The following is a 16,103-nucleotide window of genomic DNA, read 5'->3' on the forward strand; positions in this document are numbered from 1 at the left end:
TTGATTATTAAAATAAATGACCGGGAACTGAGCTTATGAGGTATACAGTGGCCTTAACGGGCGGCATTGGCAGCGGCAAGAGTACCGTCGCCAACGCGTTCGCTGACCTCGGAATTCAGATTGTTGATGCAGATATGATTGCCCGCCAGGTCGTCGAGCCTGGCCAGCCCGCGCTGGCCGCTATTGCCGACCACTTCGGTCAGGCGTTACTCGACGCAGACGGTAGGCTACAGCGTCGTCTGCTACGCGAGCGGATCTTCGCCAATCCGCACGAGAAAGTCTGGCTAAATGCCCTGCTGCACCCGCTTATTCAGCAGGAGACGCAGCGCCAGTTTCAGCAGGCGACATCCCCTTATGTACTTTGGGTTGTTCCTCTGCTGGTTGAAAATGGCCTGACGACCAAAGCGAACCGCGTTCTCGTGGTCGACGTGACGCCCGAGACGCAGCTTTTACGCACCATGCAGCGCGACGATGTTACCCGCGCACATGCCGAACAGATCCTCGCCGCCCAGGCAACACGTGAAGCGCGCCTTGCCGCGGCAGACGATGTTATTGATAATAACGGCGCACCAGAGTCCATCAGGTCGGATGTCGCCCGCCTGCACGCGCTGTATTTACAGCTTGCGTCGCAGTTTGTCTCACAGGAAAAACCGTAATGCACACCCACGTCCTTTTTGAACACCCGCTCAATGAAAAAATGCGTACATGGCTGCGCATTGAGTTTTTAATTCAACAACTTTCGGTTAATCTCCCCATCGCCACCCATGCGGACGCACTGCATTTTTTTCGCAATGTCGGGGACTTGCTGGACGTGTTCGAACGCGGGGAAGTGCGTACAGAATTGCTGAAAGAGCTTGAACGCCAGCAGCGTAAACTTCAGGCATGGATAGAAGTACCCGGCGTCGATCAAAGCCGTATTGAAGCACTGCGCCAGCAGCTAAAAACGACGGGAACTGTTTTGATTTCCGCGCCGCGTATCGGGCAGTTTTTACGCGAAGATCGGTTAATTGCGCTGGTTCGCCAGCGCCTGAGCATTCCTGGCGGCTGCTGCAGTTTTGATTTACCCACGCTGCACATGTGGCTGCATTTGCCACAGGCTCAGCGTGACGCACAAGTGGATGCCTGGCTTGCCAGCCTGAATCCGCTAAACCAGGCGCTGACGCTGATCCTCGATCTCATTCGCAACTCCGCGCCGTTCCGCAAACAGACCAGCCTGAACGGTTTTTATCAGGATAACGGCGAAGATGCTGATTTATTGCGTCTCAATTTGCCGTTCGAATCTCTGCTTTATCCGCAAATTTCCGGTCACAAGAGCCGTTTTGCCATTCGTTTTATGCCGCTTGATAGCGAACACGGCGTGGTACCTGAGCGCCTCGATTTTGAGCTGGCCTGCTGTTAAGGAGTAAAAATGTCAGAAACGATCACCGTCAACTGCCCTACCTGCGGTAAAACGGTCGTCTGGGGCGAGATTAGCCCGTTTCGCCCGTTCTGTAGTAAACGCTGTCAGTTAATCGATCTGGGAGAATGGGCCGCCGAGGAAAAACGCATTCCGAGCAGCGGCGATTTGTCAGACAGCGACGACTGGAGCGAAGAAAAACAGTAACCGTTGCCTGGAGGTCGGATGGCGCAATTCAGTGTGCTTATCCGGCCTACAAAAGTGTTTAACTCTGAAAAGCGTGTTTTAGCTTCGCAATGACCGGTTCGTTAGCGGGTGGAAAATCATCTTCCCTGAGCGCTTCAATAGCAACCCACTTTCCTGGTTGACCTTCCTTGCCCCACGGCTCTCCCTGCCAGGCTTCCACCAGCCAGAACCACAGGGTGACATGCCGGTCCGGAAATTGATATTCCAGCTTTTCAAACAGCGTGACGGTCGTCGGGGTAATCCCCACCTCTTCCTGTAACTCCCGGCTCAGGGCTTGCTCCGGCGTTTCACCCGATTCAAACTTTCCTCCGGGAAATTCCAGCTTATTCGCCATATGCGCATCAGCGGCGCGCTGGGTGATAAAAATTTCATTTTGCGGATTACGGATAATCCCGACCGCGATGTGCAGTGTTTTCATCTTGTCGCATCCATAAAAAAGGCGCAGTCTCCCGCGCCTTTTTGTTGGTCACTTACCGTTGACCGGATAAACGTAGCGTTACCCGGCAATGATGCCTGGGCTCAGCTCAGGCGGCCATGGCACTGTTTGTATTTCTTGCCGGAACCGCACGGGCACGGATCGTTACGGCCAACTTTGCGTTCGCCGGTTTGCGCTGCCAGATCAGCCGCCGCCGCGCTATCGTCGTCCTGATGGCTCAGCTGTTGCATCTGTGCCAGACGTTCCGCTTCTTCGCGACGCTGCTGCTCCATCGCTTCCACTTCTTCCGGCATACGTACCTGGACCTTACTCAGCGTGCTGATCACTTCATACTTCAGCGATTCCAGCATCGCGGCGAACATCGCAAAGGACTCACGCTTATATTCCTGCTTCGGATCTTTCTGCGCATAGCCGCGCAGGTGGATACCCTGACGCAGATAGTCCATCGCCGCCAGGTGTTCTTTCCACAGGGAGTCGAGCGTCTGCAACATCACGCCTTTTTCGAAGTGACGCATCATCTCAGCGCCGACCACTTCTTCTTTACGCTGATACACCTCGATAGCCTGCGCAAGAATACGCTCGCGCAGGGTCTCTTCGTGCAGTTCCGGCTCTTTATCCAGCCACTCCGCGATCGGCATGTCCAGGTCGAAGTCATTTTTCAGACGTTCCTGCAGGCCAGGGATATCCCACATTTCTTCCAGCGACTGCGGCGGAATGTAAGCATCGATGGTTGCTTTAAACACATCCTCGCGAATGCTGTTAATGGTTTCGCTCACATCAGAGACATCCAGCAGTTCGTTACGCTGGGTGTAGATCGCGCGACGCTGATCGTTGGCGACGTCATCGTATTCCAGTAACTGTTTACGAATGTCGAAGTTACGGCTTTCCACTTTGCGCTGGGCGTTAGCAATAGCTTTGGTTACCCACGGATGCTCGATGGCTTCACCCGGTTTCATGCCGAGCTTACGCATCATGCCGGACACGCGGTCAGAGGCGAAGATACGCATCAGCGCATCTTCCATTGACAGGTAGAAACGGGAAGAACCCGCATCCCCCTGACGGCCCGAACGACCGCGCAGCTGGTTATCGATACGACGGGATTCGTGACGCTCTGTACCAATAATATGCAGACCGCCCGCAGCCAGTACGGCATCATGACGCACCTGCCAGTCTGCTTTGATCTGCGCAATTTGTTCTGGCGTCGGATTTTCCAGCGCGGCGACTTCCGCCTGCCAGCTACCGCCCAGCATGATATCCGTACCACGACCCGCCATGTTGGTCGCGATGGTCACGGCTGCCGGATACCCCGCCTGGGCAACGATAGCCGCTTCGTTGGCGTGGAACTTGGCGTTCAGGACGTTATGTTTGATGCCCGCTTTCGTCAGTTCATTAGACACCACTTCCGATTTCTCAATCGAGATGGTTCCCACCAACACCGGCTGGCCTTTTGCGGTACGCTCTTTAATATCTTCAATGATGGCCTGAATTTTTTCCGCTTCGGTCATGTAGACCAGATCCGGCATATCTTTACGGATCATCGGACGGTTGGTCGGCACCACCACGGTGTCCAGCTTGTAAATGGAGCTGAATTCGAACGCTTCGGTATCTGCCGTACCGGTCATACCGGCCAGTTTTTCATACAGACGGAAGTAGTTCTGGAAGGTAATCGAAGCCAGCGTCTGGTTCTCGTTCTGGATGTCCACGCCTTCTTTGGCTTCAACCGCCTGGTGCAGACCATCAGACCAGCGACGCCCCTGCATAGTACGCCCGGTGTGTTCGTCAACGATAATGACTTCACCGTCTTTAACGATGTAATCAACGTCGCGGGTAAACAGCGCGTGCGCGCGCAGCGCGGCGGTAACGTGATGCATCAGCATGATGTTGCCCGGAGAGTACAGCGACTCGCCTTCATCCATAATGCCTTCTTTTACCAGCAGTTCTTCAATCAGCACCAGACCGCGTTCGGTCAGGTTAACCTGGCGCGCTTTTTCATCCACCGAGAAGTGTCCCTCACCCTGGAAGGTGTCGGAATCCTCTTTTTCCTGACGAATCAGGTGTGGGATGATTTTGTTCACTTTCTTGTACATTTCCGAGCTGTCTTCAGCCGGACCGGAAATGATCAGCGGAGTACGCGCTTCGTCGATCAGGATGGAGTCAACCTCATCCACCAGCGCATAGTGCAGTTTGCGTTGGACGCGTTCTTCAGGGCTGAACGCCATGTTGTCACGCAGGTAGTCAAAACCGTATTCGTTATTGGTGCCGTAGGTGATGTCAGCGGCGTAGGCTTCGCGCTTGGCGGGCGCAGGCATACCCGGCAGGTTAATGCCGACGGTCATGCCGAGGAATTCAAACAGCGGACGGTTGTTTTCGGCGTCACGCTGCGCCAGATAATCGTTCACTGTCACCACGTGTACGCCCTTTCCGCTCAGCGCGTTCAGGTAGGCGGGCAGCGTCGCGGTCAGGGTTTTACCCTCGCCGGTACGCATTTCTGCGATGCAGCGATCGTTCAGAACCATACCACCGAGCAACTGCACGTCGAAGTGACGCATACCGAATACGCGCTTGCTCGCTTCACGCACCACGGCGAACGCTTCCGGGATCAAGCTTTCCACGCTAGCGCCTTTCTCGAGACGCGCACGGAACTCTCCGGTCTTGGCTTTCAGCTCTTCGTCGGTGAGTTTTTCCATTTCCGGTTCCATGGCGTTGATCACGCCGACCACTTTACGCATACGACGCAGCGTGCGATCGTTACGGCTACCGAATACTTTAGTTAACAATTTGATTAGCATATTAAAATCTCAAACGCCCCGCACAGCGGAGTCATAATTATCAGAGGAAGGTTTTCTGTTTTTAGCTGAGGCGTTGAGGACCGGCACGAATACCCTGCGCCTGGCTTATCCAGGCAGGAACGGTAAAGACGGCCAGCGGCATGAAATGGGCGTACGCGACGCGCTGCGGAGTCGCAGCGGGCGTGCCTTCCTGAGTCAGCAGCGCGCTGAGCGTGTTCAGTAAGGCTAAATGATGTGCCTGAAGCGGCGACGGCTCTTCGACCACGGGCAATGCCTGCGGCGCCATGGCGAAGGAAAGATGGCGGATAACGGTGCGGATGGCGTGCTGATGCCAGTAATCGACAGTAAAATTAGGCCGACGGTTGGAGGCTTCCAGCAAAGCAAGCTGGCTGAAATTAACGCTGACCTGTTGATCGTGGCGACTGGCCGCCGCTTTAGCTGGCGTGTTGGGTTCCGCGGCATTGCTGAGCGCAGGCAGGCCAAGACTCGCCGCGACCATCCCTAATAAGAGATGCGGCCAGAAATAGCGTCTACCTAACTGTCGCCAACGCGTCAGTATTCCACTCACGTTAAAGCCATCCCATAAATGTTATTCAAACGTTTTTTGCGCACAAATCTTATCATTAATGCTCAGGTACTACAGCAGTATTGATGAGAAGATACGGTTAAAAACGCTTAAGAAACCAGCGTTCGCACAGCATTTTAGTGCAGAATGGGTTTTGACATTGAAGAAAGTCTGTTACCCATACCGGCCCGCTAAACGAGCAAAAAAAAACGACTGGCTTACCTGGCCGGAGAGAGTGCCAGATTTACCAGTCGAATTTATGCGACAACGCGTGTCGTTATGCCAGTACGGTCGATGGTGCTTTGAAAGCCAACGGCAGTTCTGCGTCGTCTTCGAAGGTCACATATTCCCAGGCTTCCTGTTTTGCCAGAACAGCCTGCAACAATTTGTTATTCAATGCATGACCGGACTTATACGCGGTAAATGCACCAATAATGTTGTGACCACACATGAACAAGTCACCAATCGCGTCAAGCATTTTATGACGAACGAATTCGTCTTCAAAACGCAGGCCGTCTTCGTTCAGTACGCGATAATCGTCAACAACGATGGCACAATCGAAGCTGCCGCCCAGGCACAGGCCGCGGGACTGCAGATATTCGATATCACGCATGAAGCCGAAAGTACGCGCGCGGCTGATCTGACGCATAAACGCGTCAGCAGAGAAGTTCATCGCATAGCGCTGCGTGCTGGAGTCGATCGCCGGATGGTTAAAGTCGATGGTGAAATCCAACGTAAAACCATTGTATGGCTTGAACTCAGCCCACTTGTCGCCATCTTCGACGCGAACGGTCTCTTTGATGCGAACAAATTTCTTCGCGCTTTTCAGTTCTTCGATACCGGCGTCAAGGAGCAGGTAGACGAACGGCGCAGCGCTGCCATCCATGATCGGGATTTCCGGAGCATCGACTTCAATAACGATGTTATCGATACCTAAACCCGCCAGCGCCGCATTCAGGTGCTCAACGGTTGAAATCCGTACATCATGCTCGTTGACCAGACACGTACAGAGCATGGTATCACGCACAGATTTGGCATCGGCCGGAAAATCTACCGGTGGATTCAAGTCGGTGCGACGATAGATGACCCCGGTGTTGGCCGGCGCAGGGCGTAAGGTCAGGGTGACTTTCTTGCCGGTATGTAAACCGACGCCAGTCGCCTGAACGATACGTTTAAGTGTCCTTTGTTTGATCATCGTATAATCTCGCCAAATTACCTATCCAACCGAAGTGTACTATACATTCGGTGGGCCAGTTTAGCACAAAGAGCCGCGAATCCCAACTTCCAGCTAATTCTTAATCAGCTTGCTTACGCAGGAAGGCAGGAATATCCAGATAATCCGGCTCTTTCGCGGTCTGCGGCGTATTGTCGTTTACCACTTTTGCGGCTGGCTTCTGCTCCTGGGTCAGCGGCGCCATGCCGTGCTGCTGGTAACGATCCAGTACCGGTTGCTGTACCTGTTTGTTGGTCACCAGCGTGATTTCCGGACGTTTGTCCATACCAATTCCGGTCGCCACGACGGTAACGCGCAGTTCGTCGTTCATATCCGGGTCCAGAGAAGTACCGATAACCACGGTCGCGTTATCCGAAGCAAACGCACGGATGGTGTTCCCCACGGTTTCAAACTCATCCAGACGCAGGTCGAAGCCCGCGGTGATGTTAACCAGCACGCCGCGCGCGCCAGACAGATCGATATCTTCCAGCAGTGGAGAAGAAATCGCCATTTCAGCCGCTTCTTCCGCGCGGTCTTCACCGCTTGCCACGCCGGAGCCCATCATCGCGTAGCCCATTTCGGACATCACCGTGCGCACGTCCGCAAAGTCGACGTTCATCAGACCCGGACGGGTGATCAGCTCTGCGATACCCTGCACCGCGCCTTTCAGCACGTCGTTCGCCGCGCCAAACGCGTCAAGCAGAGAAATACCGCGACCCAGCACTTTCAGCAGCTTGTCGTTCGGAATGGTGATCAGCGAGTCCACATGCTTGGACAGCTCAGTGATCCCCTGCTCCGCAAAGGCCATGCGCTTTTTGCCTTCAAAGTTGAAAGGCTTGGTCACCACGGCAACGGTCAGAATGCCTAAATCTTTTGCGACTTCAGCAACCACTGGCGCGGCGCCGGTACCGGTACCGCCGCCCATGCCCGCGGCGATAAACACCATGTCTGCGCCATCCAGCGCGGCACGCAAGGCTTCACGGTCTTCATCCGCAGCGTTGCGCCCCACTTCCGGGTTTGCGCCGGCGCCCAGACCTTTGGTAATTCCGCTACCAATCTGAATGGTCTGGCCAACCGCAGTTTTACGTAACGCTTGCGCGTCAGTGTTCACTGCGAAGAATTCGACACCTTCAATGCGCTCGCGCACCATGTGCTCAACGGCATTACCACCGCCGCCACCGACGCCGATGACTTTAATCACCGCGTCGTTGGTTAATTCCATTGGTTCAAACATAATCTCTCTCTCCGTTGTGCCTGTCGCCTGAGACCGTAATTTTCGCCGGTCTCATAAAAAAATTAAAACTCTTTACGCAGCCAGCTGTTGATACGCTTGATCCACGAGCCGACCGAAGCTGTTACGCGTTTTTCTACTTCAGCTTCACCATTTAAGTGGGACTCTTTCCCGTAGTGAAGCAGCCCCACCGCCGTCGAGTAATACGGCTCCTGAGCGTAATCCGTCAGACCAGTAATATTCAGCGGCGCACCGATACGCACCTGCGTATGGAACACGCGCTGGGCGCAGGCAGCAAGACCTTCGATCTGCGCTGCGCCACCGGTTAACACAATCCCCGCCGCAAGATGATGTTTCACCCCCTGCTGGCGAAGCTGTTCCTGTAATTGCAATATTTCTTCGTTGACCAGGTTGAGCAGCTCGGTGTAGCGCGGCTCAATAACCTCCGCCAGCGTTTGTCGCTGCAGACTGCGCGGCGGACGACCGCCCACGCTCGGCACTTCAACGCTTTCGTCTTTACCGACGATGGAACCCAACGCGCAGCCATGGCGAACTTTGATCGCTTCGGCGTCGCTTGGCGGCGTACCGAAAGCGTAGGCAATGTCGCTGGTGACCACGTTACCTGCATAAGGTATCACCTTGGTATGGCGCAACGCCCCGCCAGTATAAACGGCGATATCCATTGTACCACCCCCGATATCCACGACGCAGACGCCCAGTTCACGTTCATCTTCCGTCAATACGGAATAGCTGGCCGCCAGGCCGGCAAATATCAGTTGGTCAACTTTCAGGCCACAACGTTCAACGGCTTTCACAATGTTTTTTGCCATATCGTTGTGGCAGGTGATCAAATGCACTTTCGCCTGCATTCGCACCCCGGAAAGACCGACAGGATTTTTGATGCCTTCCTGATAGTCAATCGCATATTCCTGCGGAATCACGTGCAGCACACGGTGCTCATCGCGTACGCGCACCGACTTCGCGGTATGCACGACGTTTTCCACGTCTTCCTGCGTCACTTCTTCTTCGGAAATCGGCACCATGCCGATTTCATTCTGACAGCTAATGTGCTTGCCGGAAAGCGCCAGATACACAGAGGAAATCTGACAATCCGCCATCAGTTCTGCCTGGTCGATAGCGCGCTGTACGCACTTCACTACCGACTCAAGGTCATTAACCCCGCCTTTATCCATACCGCGCGACGGGCAACTGCCCACGCCAATGATATTGACCATACCGTCGGGCAGAACTTCCCCTACTAAAGCGGCAACCTTCGCGGTGCCAATCTCCAGTCCAACTACCAGTTTTCTGTCCGTCGCCTTGATCATTGTTGTTCTGCCTGTGCCTGATTCTGTTGCTGAGTAGATTCCTCAGGCGGTAAGGGCGCCCACCCTACTGCCGCACCTGAGTCATAACGCAAATCAACGTAGCTAATCCGTTTGCCATCGGTTTGCGCCTGCTGCTGTAAAACCGGATAGAGTTCTACAAAGCGAGCCAAACGTTTCATCGTGTCGCCCCTGCCAAGGTTGAGCTTAATATCGTTATTCAGCGTCAACTGCCAGGAACGACGTGCGGTCATCGCCGCTTCCTTCAGAGTAAATCTGTCCTTCGCCAGTATCTGTCCCATCTCGCGATAGCCCTGCAACACTTCACTTGCGCTGCCTTCCGGGCCATACAGCATCGGCAGGACCTGTTTGCTGGTACGTTCTGACGGCACGCTGAAAGCATTTCCTTCGGCGTCCACCATATGCTGATCATTCCAACGCGCTATCGGCACATATTCAACCAGATGAATCTTCAATTCATCGGGCCATTGCTTTCTGACGCTGGCCTGCTTGATCCACGGCAGGCGTTCAATCTGGTTCTGAATGATATTAACATCCTGCGTCATGAAGGTGCCGGGCGCGCCCAGCGCCAGAATTGACTGCCGGATATCATCATTTTTCGTGTAGTGCCGCTCGCCGGTCAACACCAGTTTTGACAGCGGTAAACGCTGCGCGTCTTCCATCCAGCCCAACACCACCCAGCCGCTGACAAACACGGTACACAGCACCGTCAGCAGAAATAAAATTCCTGCAAGACGCGTTCCATTATTGCGACGTGATGAAGACACCTCTTCGTCACTGTTTCGCGTGTTCAGCGCCGCCTGCGACATATCAGTCCGCCAACTCCAGAATACGTACCACTAACTGCGAGAAGCTCATCCCGGCCTGTCGCGCCGCCATCGGCACCAGACTGTGGCTGGTCATACCCGGTGAGGTATTCGCTTCCAGCAGATAAAACTGCCCATCGCTATCCAGCATGGCGTCAATACGCCCCCAACCTTCGCAACCTAACGTTGACCATGCTTTTTGCACTAAAGCGCGCAAATGGGTCTCCTGATCGGATTCCAGACCCGCCGGGCAGAAATATTGTGTCTCATCAGACAGATACTTCGCCTCATAATCATAGAAGGTTCCAGCGGGTTGGATACGTATCGACGGTAAAATTTCTTCACCCAGTATCGCAACGGTAAATTCCGGTCCGCTAAGCCATTTTTCAATCAATACTTCTTCATCATGCTGAAATGCCAGCGCTAAGGCGCTGTGTAAACCATCATATTCCGAAACCTTCGACATGCCGACGCTGGAACCTTCGCGGCTGGGCTTCACGATCAGCGGTAAACCGAGCGCAGAAATTTCCGTGACGACCGCCTCGCTGAGGCCTTTCTCAAACTGGGCGCGAGTCAGCGCCACCCATGGCGCAACGGGTAACCCCGCGCCCTGCCACAGCAATTTACTGCGCAATTTATCCATGGAGATGGCAGAAGCCATCACGCCGCTACCGGTATACGGCAGGCCGATCAACTCCAACAATCCCTGTAACGTACCGTCTTCGCCCCCACGACCGTGCAGCGCGATAAAGACTTTCTGAAACCCCATCGCTTTCAGTTGCGTCACGTCGGTCTCTTTCGGATCGACAGGATGCGCATCCACGCCGCCTTCACGCAACCCGGCGAGCACCGCCGCGCCGGAATTCAGCGACACGTCACGTTCAGCGGATGTCCCCCCCAGCAGGACCGCGATTTTATCAGCCATGATGCTCGTCCTCCTGAATTTGCGGCTTCAGTTTGATTTCAGCTAAGGAACGCGCGATTTTGCCGATATTTCCCGCACCCTGCACCAGAATTAAATCATTGCCGGTTAAGACCGGCGCCAGCATTTCAGCGACCTGCGCCGGATCGGGAACCAGAATCGGGTCGATCTTACCGCGCCCGCGAATCGTGCGGCACAGCGAACGGCTGTCAGCGCCCGGAATCGGCGTTTCCCCGGCGGCATACACATCCAGCATCAACAGAGCGTCAACCTGAGTCAGCACGTTAGCAAAGTCGTCGTACAGATCGCGGGTACGCGTAAAGCGGTGCGGCTGAAACAGCATCACCAGGTTTTTATCCGGCCAGCCCGCGCGAGCGGCTTTGATAGTCGCGTCCACTTCCGTCGGGTGATGACCGTAATCATCCACCAACATCGCCGTTCCGGCCTTGCCATTTACTGGCTCAAGCGGGAATTCCCCGAGGAAGTCGAAGCGGCGACCGGTGCCCTGGAAACTTTCCAGCGCACGTAAAATAGCGTCGTCGGCAATGCCCTCTTCCGTCGCCACCGCCACGGCAGCCGCGGCGTTCAACGCATTATGACGCCCCGGTGCGTTCAGGGTTACACGCAGCTCAGGCATCCCCTGACGCAGCAACGTAAAATGCCCCTGCGGACCGATCTGCTGATAATCTTCCACGCGAACGTCAGCATCATCGCTAAAGCCGTAAGTCGTGGTCTGACGCCCGACGCGCGGCAACAGCTCGCGGATCACCGGGTCGTCAACGCACATCACCGCACGACCATAAAACGGCAGGTTATGCAGGAAATTAATGAACGTCTGCTTTAAATTTTCGAAGTCGCCATGGTAGGTATCCATATGATCGGCTTCGATGTTAGTGACAATCGCCACCATCGGTTGCAGGTGCAGGAACGATGCGTCGCTCTCATCTGCTTCCGCAATCAGATAACGGCTATGCCCGAGACGCGCATGCACGCCCGCCGCTTTCACCAGACCGCCGTTGACAAAGGTGGGGTCCAGGCCCGCTTCCGCGTATATGCTGGAAACCATCGCGGTGGTGGTCGTTTTGCCGTGCGTCCCGGCAATCGCAATACCATGACGAAAACGCATCAGCTCCGCCAGCATCTCCGCGCGGCGGATCACCGGTATGCGCGCTTCATGCGCCGCCACGATCTCCGGGTTATCGGCGGAGATCGCGCTGGAGACCACCACCACGCTGGCGTCGAGCACGTTTTCCGGACGATGGTTAAAGTAAATCGTCGCTCCCAGGTTGGTAAGCTGCTGCGTCACCGGGTTTGGCGCTAAGTCGGAACCACTGATCTGATAACCTTCGTTAGCCAGAACTTCGGCAATACCGCCCATACCGGCACCACCGATGCCGACAAAGTGAATGTGCCGAACGCGACGCATTTCGGGCACGATGGAACGCAGTTTTGCCAGTTGTTGTGTATTCATTCTTTACGCCATTAACTACTTCAAAAAATTCGTGCAGCGCAACACGCGCTGCGAGGGTTAAGCCCGGGCTGCCAGGCTGACTTCTTTCGCCACCCGTTCAGTGGCATCCGGGATGGCCGTCGCGCGCGCGCGTTGCGCCATCTCCAGTAATACGTCCCGATCCCACCCGGACAGGGTGTTCACAACGGCATCCACGGTAAACTGCGGCTGCTCAAGGATTTTAGCGGCGCCCGCTTTTTCCAGCGGTAGCGCATTCCAGTACTGCTGCCGGTCTTTGTGCTGGAACGGCACAAACAGCGCGGGTAAACCGGCTGCGGCGATCTCACTGACCGTCAGGGCGCCTGAACGACATACCACCACATCGGCCCATGCGTAAGCGGCGGCCATATCATCTATAAATTCAGTCACTTTATGCTGCGGTTGCCCGGCGCTGGCGTAAGCCTGTTCGACCGTCTGCTGCCCGCCTTTTCCGCTTTGATGCCAGATGGTCACGGCATTACCGAGTTTCGCGGCAACCTGCGGCAGCGTTTGATTCAGTACGCGCGCCCCCTGGGAACCACCGACCACCAGTATGCGAATCGGGCCAACACGCCCTGGAAGGCGATCCTGCGGCAGCGGTAACGCCAGCACGTCAGTCCGAACCGGGTTCCCTACCACTTCCGCATTCGGGAACGCGCCCGGGAAAGCCTGCATAACCTTGGTGGCAATTTTCGCCAGCCATTTATTGGTTAGCCCGGCAATGCCGTTTTGTTCGTGCAGCACCACCGGAATACCCAATGACCACGCGGCAAGGCCGCCAGGGCCGGAAACATAGCCGCCCATCCCCAGCACGACGTCAGGCTTAAATGACTTCATGATCGCGCGCGCCTGACGCCACGCATTGAAAATACGCAGCGGCGCGGCCAGCAGCGCGTGGACGCCTTTCCCGCGCAGCCCGGAGATGCGGATGAAATCAATGTCAATTCCGTGCTTTGGAACTAAATCCGCTTCCATACGGTCTGCGGTGCCCAGCCAGCGAACATCCCAGCCCTGAGCCATTAAATGGTGCGCGACCGCCAGCCCCGGGAACACATGTCCGCCGGTACCGCCCGCCATCACCATCAACCGCTTCGCCTGACCACTCATCGTAAACCTCGTGTAAACGCCTGGGCTTTTTCCAGACGTGTTTCATAATCAATTCGCAGCAACATCATGATTGCCGTCGACATAATCAAGAGACTTGAGCCACCGTAGCTGATAAGCGGCAGCGTCAGACCTTTGGTTGGCAGCATCCCCGCCGCGGCCCCCACGTTAACCAGCGCCTGGAAACTAAACCAGATCCCGATAGAGCAAGCCAAAAAGCCGGAAAAGCGGTGGTCAATCTGTAACGCCTTACGGCCAATCGACATCGCGCGAAAAGCGACGAAGAATACCATTAAAAGTGCCAGTACCACACCGATATAACCCAGTTCTTCCCCAATAATGGCGAAGATGAAGTCGGTATGCGCTTCCGGCAAATACTCCAGTTTCTGTACTGAGTTACCCAGCCCTTGTCCCCAGACTTCCCCGCGACCGAACGCCATTAGAGACTGCGTGAGCTGATAACCGCTACCGAATGGGTCTTCCCACGGGTTCCAGAACGAAGTCACGCGGCGAATACGATACGGTTCTGCGAGGATCAGCAGCACGACCGCCGAAATCCCCATGCCGATGATGGCGATGAACTGCCACAGCTTCGCCCCGGCCAGAAAAAGCATCGCCAGCGTGGTGACGAACAGCACCACAACGGTGCCGAGGTCAGGCTGCGCCAGCAGCAAAACCGCCAGTACGAGGATCACGCCCATCGGTTTTAAAAAACCGCGCAGGTTGTTCCGCACTTCGTCGACCTTGCGCACCAGATAGTTCGCCAGGTAACAGAACAACGACAGCTTGGTGAATTCCGCCGGCTGAATACGCAGCGGCCCGAGCGCAATCCAGCGCGATGCCCCGTTCACCGAGCTGCCGACCACCAGTACGATCAACAGCATGATGATCGAGGCGATCAGCATCGTGGTGCTGTAGCGCTGCCAGAACTCCATCGGCAGGCGTAGCGTGATCATCGCCAGACAAAATGCCAGTAAAATATAGAGCGCGTCACGTTTGGCAAACAGGAACGGATCGCCCGCCAGACGCTGGCCTACCGGCATAGATGCCGAAGTCACCATCACGAAACCGATCGCCGCCAGGCCAAAAGTCAGCCACAGCAGCATACGGTCGTACATCACCAGGCTGTCGGTGTCTTTATCCCGCGAGCCCATCACCCAGCCTTTCAGCGCCGCAAAGATCCAGCCCAGGATGCCAAATCCCGGCAGGCGCGGCAGTCTCAGGCGAGGGAGAGATAAACGCATCAACCTAACTCCTTCGCCAGACGGGTAAAGACATCACCCCGTTGCTCAAAATTCTTAAACTGGTCGAGGCTGGCGCAGGCCGGAGAGAGCAGAACCATATCACCCGACTTCACGCGCGGCGCCAGCAGGCGCATTGCTTCTTCCAGGGTTTCTGTCTGTTCGGCGATCTCCGGACGCAGCGCGGCAAGCTGCGCCCCATCGCGACCAAAGCAGTACAGCCGCACGTGATCGCCGTCGAGGTAGCGCGCAAGCGACGAAAAATCCGCCGACTTGCCGTCGCCGCCCAGCAGCAGATGCAGTGTGCCATCAACGTGCAGCCCGTTCAGCGCCGCCTCGGTACTGCCCACGTTGGTGGCTTTCGAATCGTTGATCCAGCGCACCCCGTTGTGCTCCAATGCCAGCTGGAAGCGATGCGCCAGGCCGGTAAAGGTGGTCAGGGCTTTCAGGCTGCTGGCGCGCGGTAAACCTGCGGCGTCCGCCAGCGCCAGCGCCGCCAGGGCATTGGTATAATTGTGCTGCCCGCTGAGTTTCATCTCTTTCACGTTCAGCACTTTTTCGCCTTTCACCCGCAGCCAGGTTTCGCCCTGCTGGCGGTTAAGGTGGTAGTCACCCATGTTTACGCCGAAGCTGACGCAACGCGCATCGGCGCCGCGCACCGGCATGGTCAGCGCATCGTCAGCATTGACGACGCACACTTTGGCGTTCTCATAGACGCGCAGTTTCGCCGCGCGGTACTGCTGCAGACCAAACGGGTAGCGATCCATATGATCTTCAGTCACGTTGAGGATCGTCGCCGCCACCGCCTGCAGACTGCAGGTGGTTTCCAGTTGGAAACTGGACAATTCCAGAACGTACAGTTCGCGCTCGGCATCCAGCAGCATCAACGCGGGCAGGCCGATATTGCCGCCGACGCCGACGTTTACGCCTGCCGCTTTCGCCATCTCGCCCACCAGCGTGGTGACCGTACTTTTGCCGTTCGAGCCGGTAATCGCCACAATCGGCGCCTGCGCTTCACGGCAGAACAGTTCAATATCGCCGACAATTTCCACGCCTGCGTCGGCGGCGGCGCTCAGCGCCGGGTGCGCCAGGGCAATACCAGGGCTGGCGACAATCAGATCCGCCGCCAGCAGCCAGTCTTCATTCAGGCTGCCAATGTGGCGCTCAACCGCTTCGGGTAGTTTATCCAGCCCCGGCGGCGTCGCCCGGGTGTCCATCACGCGAGGAGTCACGCCGCGGGCAAGAAAAAAGTCCACGCAAGAGAGTCCGGTAAGCCCCAGACCGATAATGACGACGTTTTTGCCCTGGTAATCAGCCAT

15 protein-coding genes are annotated in these 16,103 nt (G+C 55.9%); 3 read left to right on the plus strand and 12 right to left on the minus strand.

Going from position 1 to position 16,103, the window contains the following annotated elements; genetic code table 11:
- Positions 1-35 precede the first annotated feature (35 nt).
- From coaE to yacG, 3 genes are read left to right on the plus strand one after another with little or no spacing between them, the layout of a single operon-like run.
- Positions 36-656 (plus strand): dephospho-CoA kinase, encoded by a 621-nt coding sequence (gene coaE / locus OOJ60_RS14500; RefSeq protein ID WP_199956923.1) that lies wholly within the window; start codon positions 36-38, stop codon positions 654-656.
- Positions 656-1,399: a cell division protein ZapD gene (gene zapD, locus OOJ60_RS14505; RefSeq protein ID WP_042290030.1), complete on the plus strand. Its 744-nt coding sequence runs from the start codon at positions 656-658 to the stop codon at positions 1,397-1,399. The genes coaE and zapD overlap by 1 nt, the downstream gene beginning before the upstream one ends.
- A gap of 9 nt (positions 1,400-1,408) precedes the next feature.
- Entirely contained in the window at positions 1,409-1,603 is a 195-nt protein-coding gene (gene yacG, locus OOJ60_RS14510; protein ID WP_042290032.1) for a DNA gyrase inhibitor YacG, read from the plus strand.
- 58 nt (positions 1,604-1,661) lie between these two features.
- On the opposite strand, the gene mutT is transcribed toward yacG, so the two are convergent.
- The 12 genes from mutT to murD form a co-directional block, all read right to left on the minus strand.
- Positions 1,662-2,060: an 8-oxo-dGTP diphosphatase MutT gene (mutT, locus tag OOJ60_RS14515; RefSeq protein ID WP_205612774.1), complete on the minus strand. Its 399-nt coding sequence runs from the start codon at positions 2,058-2,060 to the stop codon at positions 1,662-1,664.
- Positions 2,061-2,161: 101 nt separating this feature from the next.
- A complete protein-coding gene (secA, locus tag OOJ60_RS14520; protein WP_042290036.1) occupies positions 2,162-4,867 on the minus strand; it encodes a preprotein translocase subunit SecA in 2,706 nt (901 codons plus the stop codon).
- Positions 4,868-4,928: 61 nt separating this feature from the next.
- On the minus strand, positions 4,929-5,435 hold the full coding sequence (gene secM, locus OOJ60_RS14525) for a secA translation cis-regulator SecM (protein WP_042290039.1): 507 nt from the start codon (positions 5,433-5,435) through the stop codon (positions 4,929-4,931).
- A 274-nt stretch (positions 5,436-5,709) separates the two neighbouring features.
- Entirely contained in the window at positions 5,710-6,627 is a 918-nt protein-coding gene (gene lpxC / locus OOJ60_RS14530) for a UDP-3-O-acyl-N-acetylglucosamine deacetylase (protein WP_042290041.1), read from the minus strand.
- A gap of 100 nt (positions 6,628-6,727) precedes the next feature.
- Positions 6,728-7,879: a cell division protein FtsZ gene (gene ftsZ, locus OOJ60_RS14535; RefSeq protein WP_042290043.1), complete on the minus strand. Its 1,152-nt coding sequence runs from the start codon at positions 7,877-7,879 to the stop codon at positions 6,728-6,730.
- Between the two features lie 62 nt (positions 7,880-7,941).
- Positions 7,942-9,204 (minus strand): cell division protein FtsA, encoded by a 1,263-nt coding sequence (gene ftsA, locus OOJ60_RS14540; protein WP_042290046.1) that lies wholly within the window; start codon positions 9,202-9,204, stop codon positions 7,942-7,944.
- Complete coding sequence (gene ftsQ / locus OOJ60_RS14545; protein WP_042290047.1) at positions 9,201-10,031, minus strand: cell division protein FtsQ; 831 nt, start codon at positions 10,029-10,031, stop codon at positions 9,201-9,203. Before ftsQ ends, ftsA begins: the two co-directional genes overlap by 4 nt.
- 1 nt (position 10,032) lies before the next feature.
- A complete protein-coding gene (locus tag OOJ60_RS14550; RefSeq protein ID WP_060570728.1) occupies positions 10,033-10,953 on the minus strand; it encodes a D-alanine--D-alanine ligase in 921 nt (306 codons plus the stop codon).
- Positions 10,946-12,421 (minus strand): UDP-N-acetylmuramate--L-alanine ligase, encoded by a 1,476-nt coding sequence (gene murC / locus OOJ60_RS14555; protein ID WP_042290051.1) that lies wholly within the window; start codon positions 12,419-12,421, stop codon positions 10,946-10,948. Before murC ends, OOJ60_RS14550 begins: the two co-directional genes overlap by 8 nt.
- 57 nt (positions 12,422-12,478) lie before the next feature.
- On the minus strand, positions 12,479-13,546 hold the full coding sequence (gene murG / locus OOJ60_RS14560; protein ID WP_205612775.1) for an undecaprenyldiphospho-muramoylpentapeptide beta-N-acetylglucosaminyltransferase: 1,068 nt from the start codon (positions 13,544-13,546) through the stop codon (positions 12,479-12,481).
- Positions 13,543-14,787, minus strand: a complete 1,245-nt coding sequence (ftsW, locus tag OOJ60_RS14565) for a cell division protein FtsW (protein ID WP_042290057.1) — start codon at positions 14,785-14,787, stop codon at positions 13,543-13,545. The genes murG and ftsW overlap by 4 nt, the downstream gene beginning before the upstream one ends.
- The gene (murD, locus tag OOJ60_RS14570; RefSeq protein WP_205612776.1) at positions 14,787-16,103 is read right to left on the minus strand and encodes a UDP-N-acetylmuramoyl-L-alanine--D-glutamate ligase; all 1,317 of its coding nucleotides are present in this window, start codon (positions 16,101-16,103) and stop codon (positions 14,787-14,789) included. Before murD ends, ftsW begins: the two co-directional genes overlap by 1 nt.

Origin of the sequence: Citrobacter sp. R4 (assembly GCF_026719175.1) — a bacterium.
GTDB classification, from domain to species: domain Bacteria; phylum Pseudomonadota; class Gammaproteobacteria; order Enterobacterales; family Enterobacteriaceae; genus Citrobacter_A; species Citrobacter_A sedlakii.

What these genes read in the sequence shown, in the direction of transcription:
- coaE (WP_199956923.1), top strand. Translation starts at nt 36, where the DNA reads ATGAGGTATACAGTGGCCTTAACGGGCGGCATTGGCAGCGGCAAGAGT.
- zapD (WP_042290030.1), top strand. Translation starts at nt 656, where the DNA reads ATGCACACCCACGTCCTTTTTGAACACCCGCTCAATGAAAAAATGCGT.
- yacG (WP_042290032.1), top strand. Translation starts at nt 1,409, where the DNA reads ATGTCAGAAACGATCACCGTCAACTGCCCTACCTGCGGTAAAACGGTC.
- mutT (WP_205612774.1), bottom strand. Translation starts at nt 2,060, where the DNA reads ATGAAAACACTGCACATCGCGGTCGGGATTATCCGTAATCCGCAAAAT.
- secA (WP_042290036.1), bottom strand. Translation starts at nt 4,867, where the DNA reads ATGCTAATCAAATTGTTAACTAAAGTATTCGGTAGCCGTAACGATCGC.
- lpxC (WP_042290041.1), bottom strand. Translation starts at nt 6,627, where the DNA reads ATGATCAAACAAAGGACACTTAAACGTATCGTTCAGGCGACTGGCGTC.
- ftsZ (WP_042290043.1), bottom strand. Translation starts at nt 7,879, where the DNA reads ATGTTTGAACCAATGGAATTAACCAACGACGCGGTGATTAAAGTCATC.
- ftsA (WP_042290046.1), bottom strand. Translation starts at nt 9,204, where the DNA reads ATGATCAAGGCGACGGACAGAAAACTGGTAGTTGGACTGGAGATTGGC.
- ftsQ (WP_042290047.1), bottom strand. Translation starts at nt 10,031, where the DNA reads ATGTCGCAGGCGGCGCTGAACACGCGAAACAGTGACGAAGAGGTGTCT.
- OOJ60_RS14550 (WP_060570728.1), bottom strand. Translation starts at nt 10,953, where the DNA reads ATGGCTGATAAAATCGCGGTCCTGCTGGGGGGGACATCCGCTGAACGT.
- murC (WP_042290051.1), bottom strand. Translation starts at nt 12,421, where the DNA reads ATGAATACACAACAACTGGCAAAACTGCGTTCCATCGTGCCCGAAATG.
- murG (WP_205612775.1), bottom strand. Translation starts at nt 13,546, where the DNA reads ATGAGTGGTCAGGCGAAGCGGTTGATGGTGATGGCGGGCGGTACCGGC.
- ftsW (WP_042290057.1), bottom strand. Translation starts at nt 14,787, where the DNA reads ATGCGTTTATCTCTCCCTCGCCTGAGACTGCCGCGCCTGCCGGGATTT.
- murD (WP_205612776.1), bottom strand. Translation starts at nt 16,103, where the DNA reads ATGGCTGATTACCAGGGCAAAAACGTCGTCATTATCGGTCTGGGGCTT.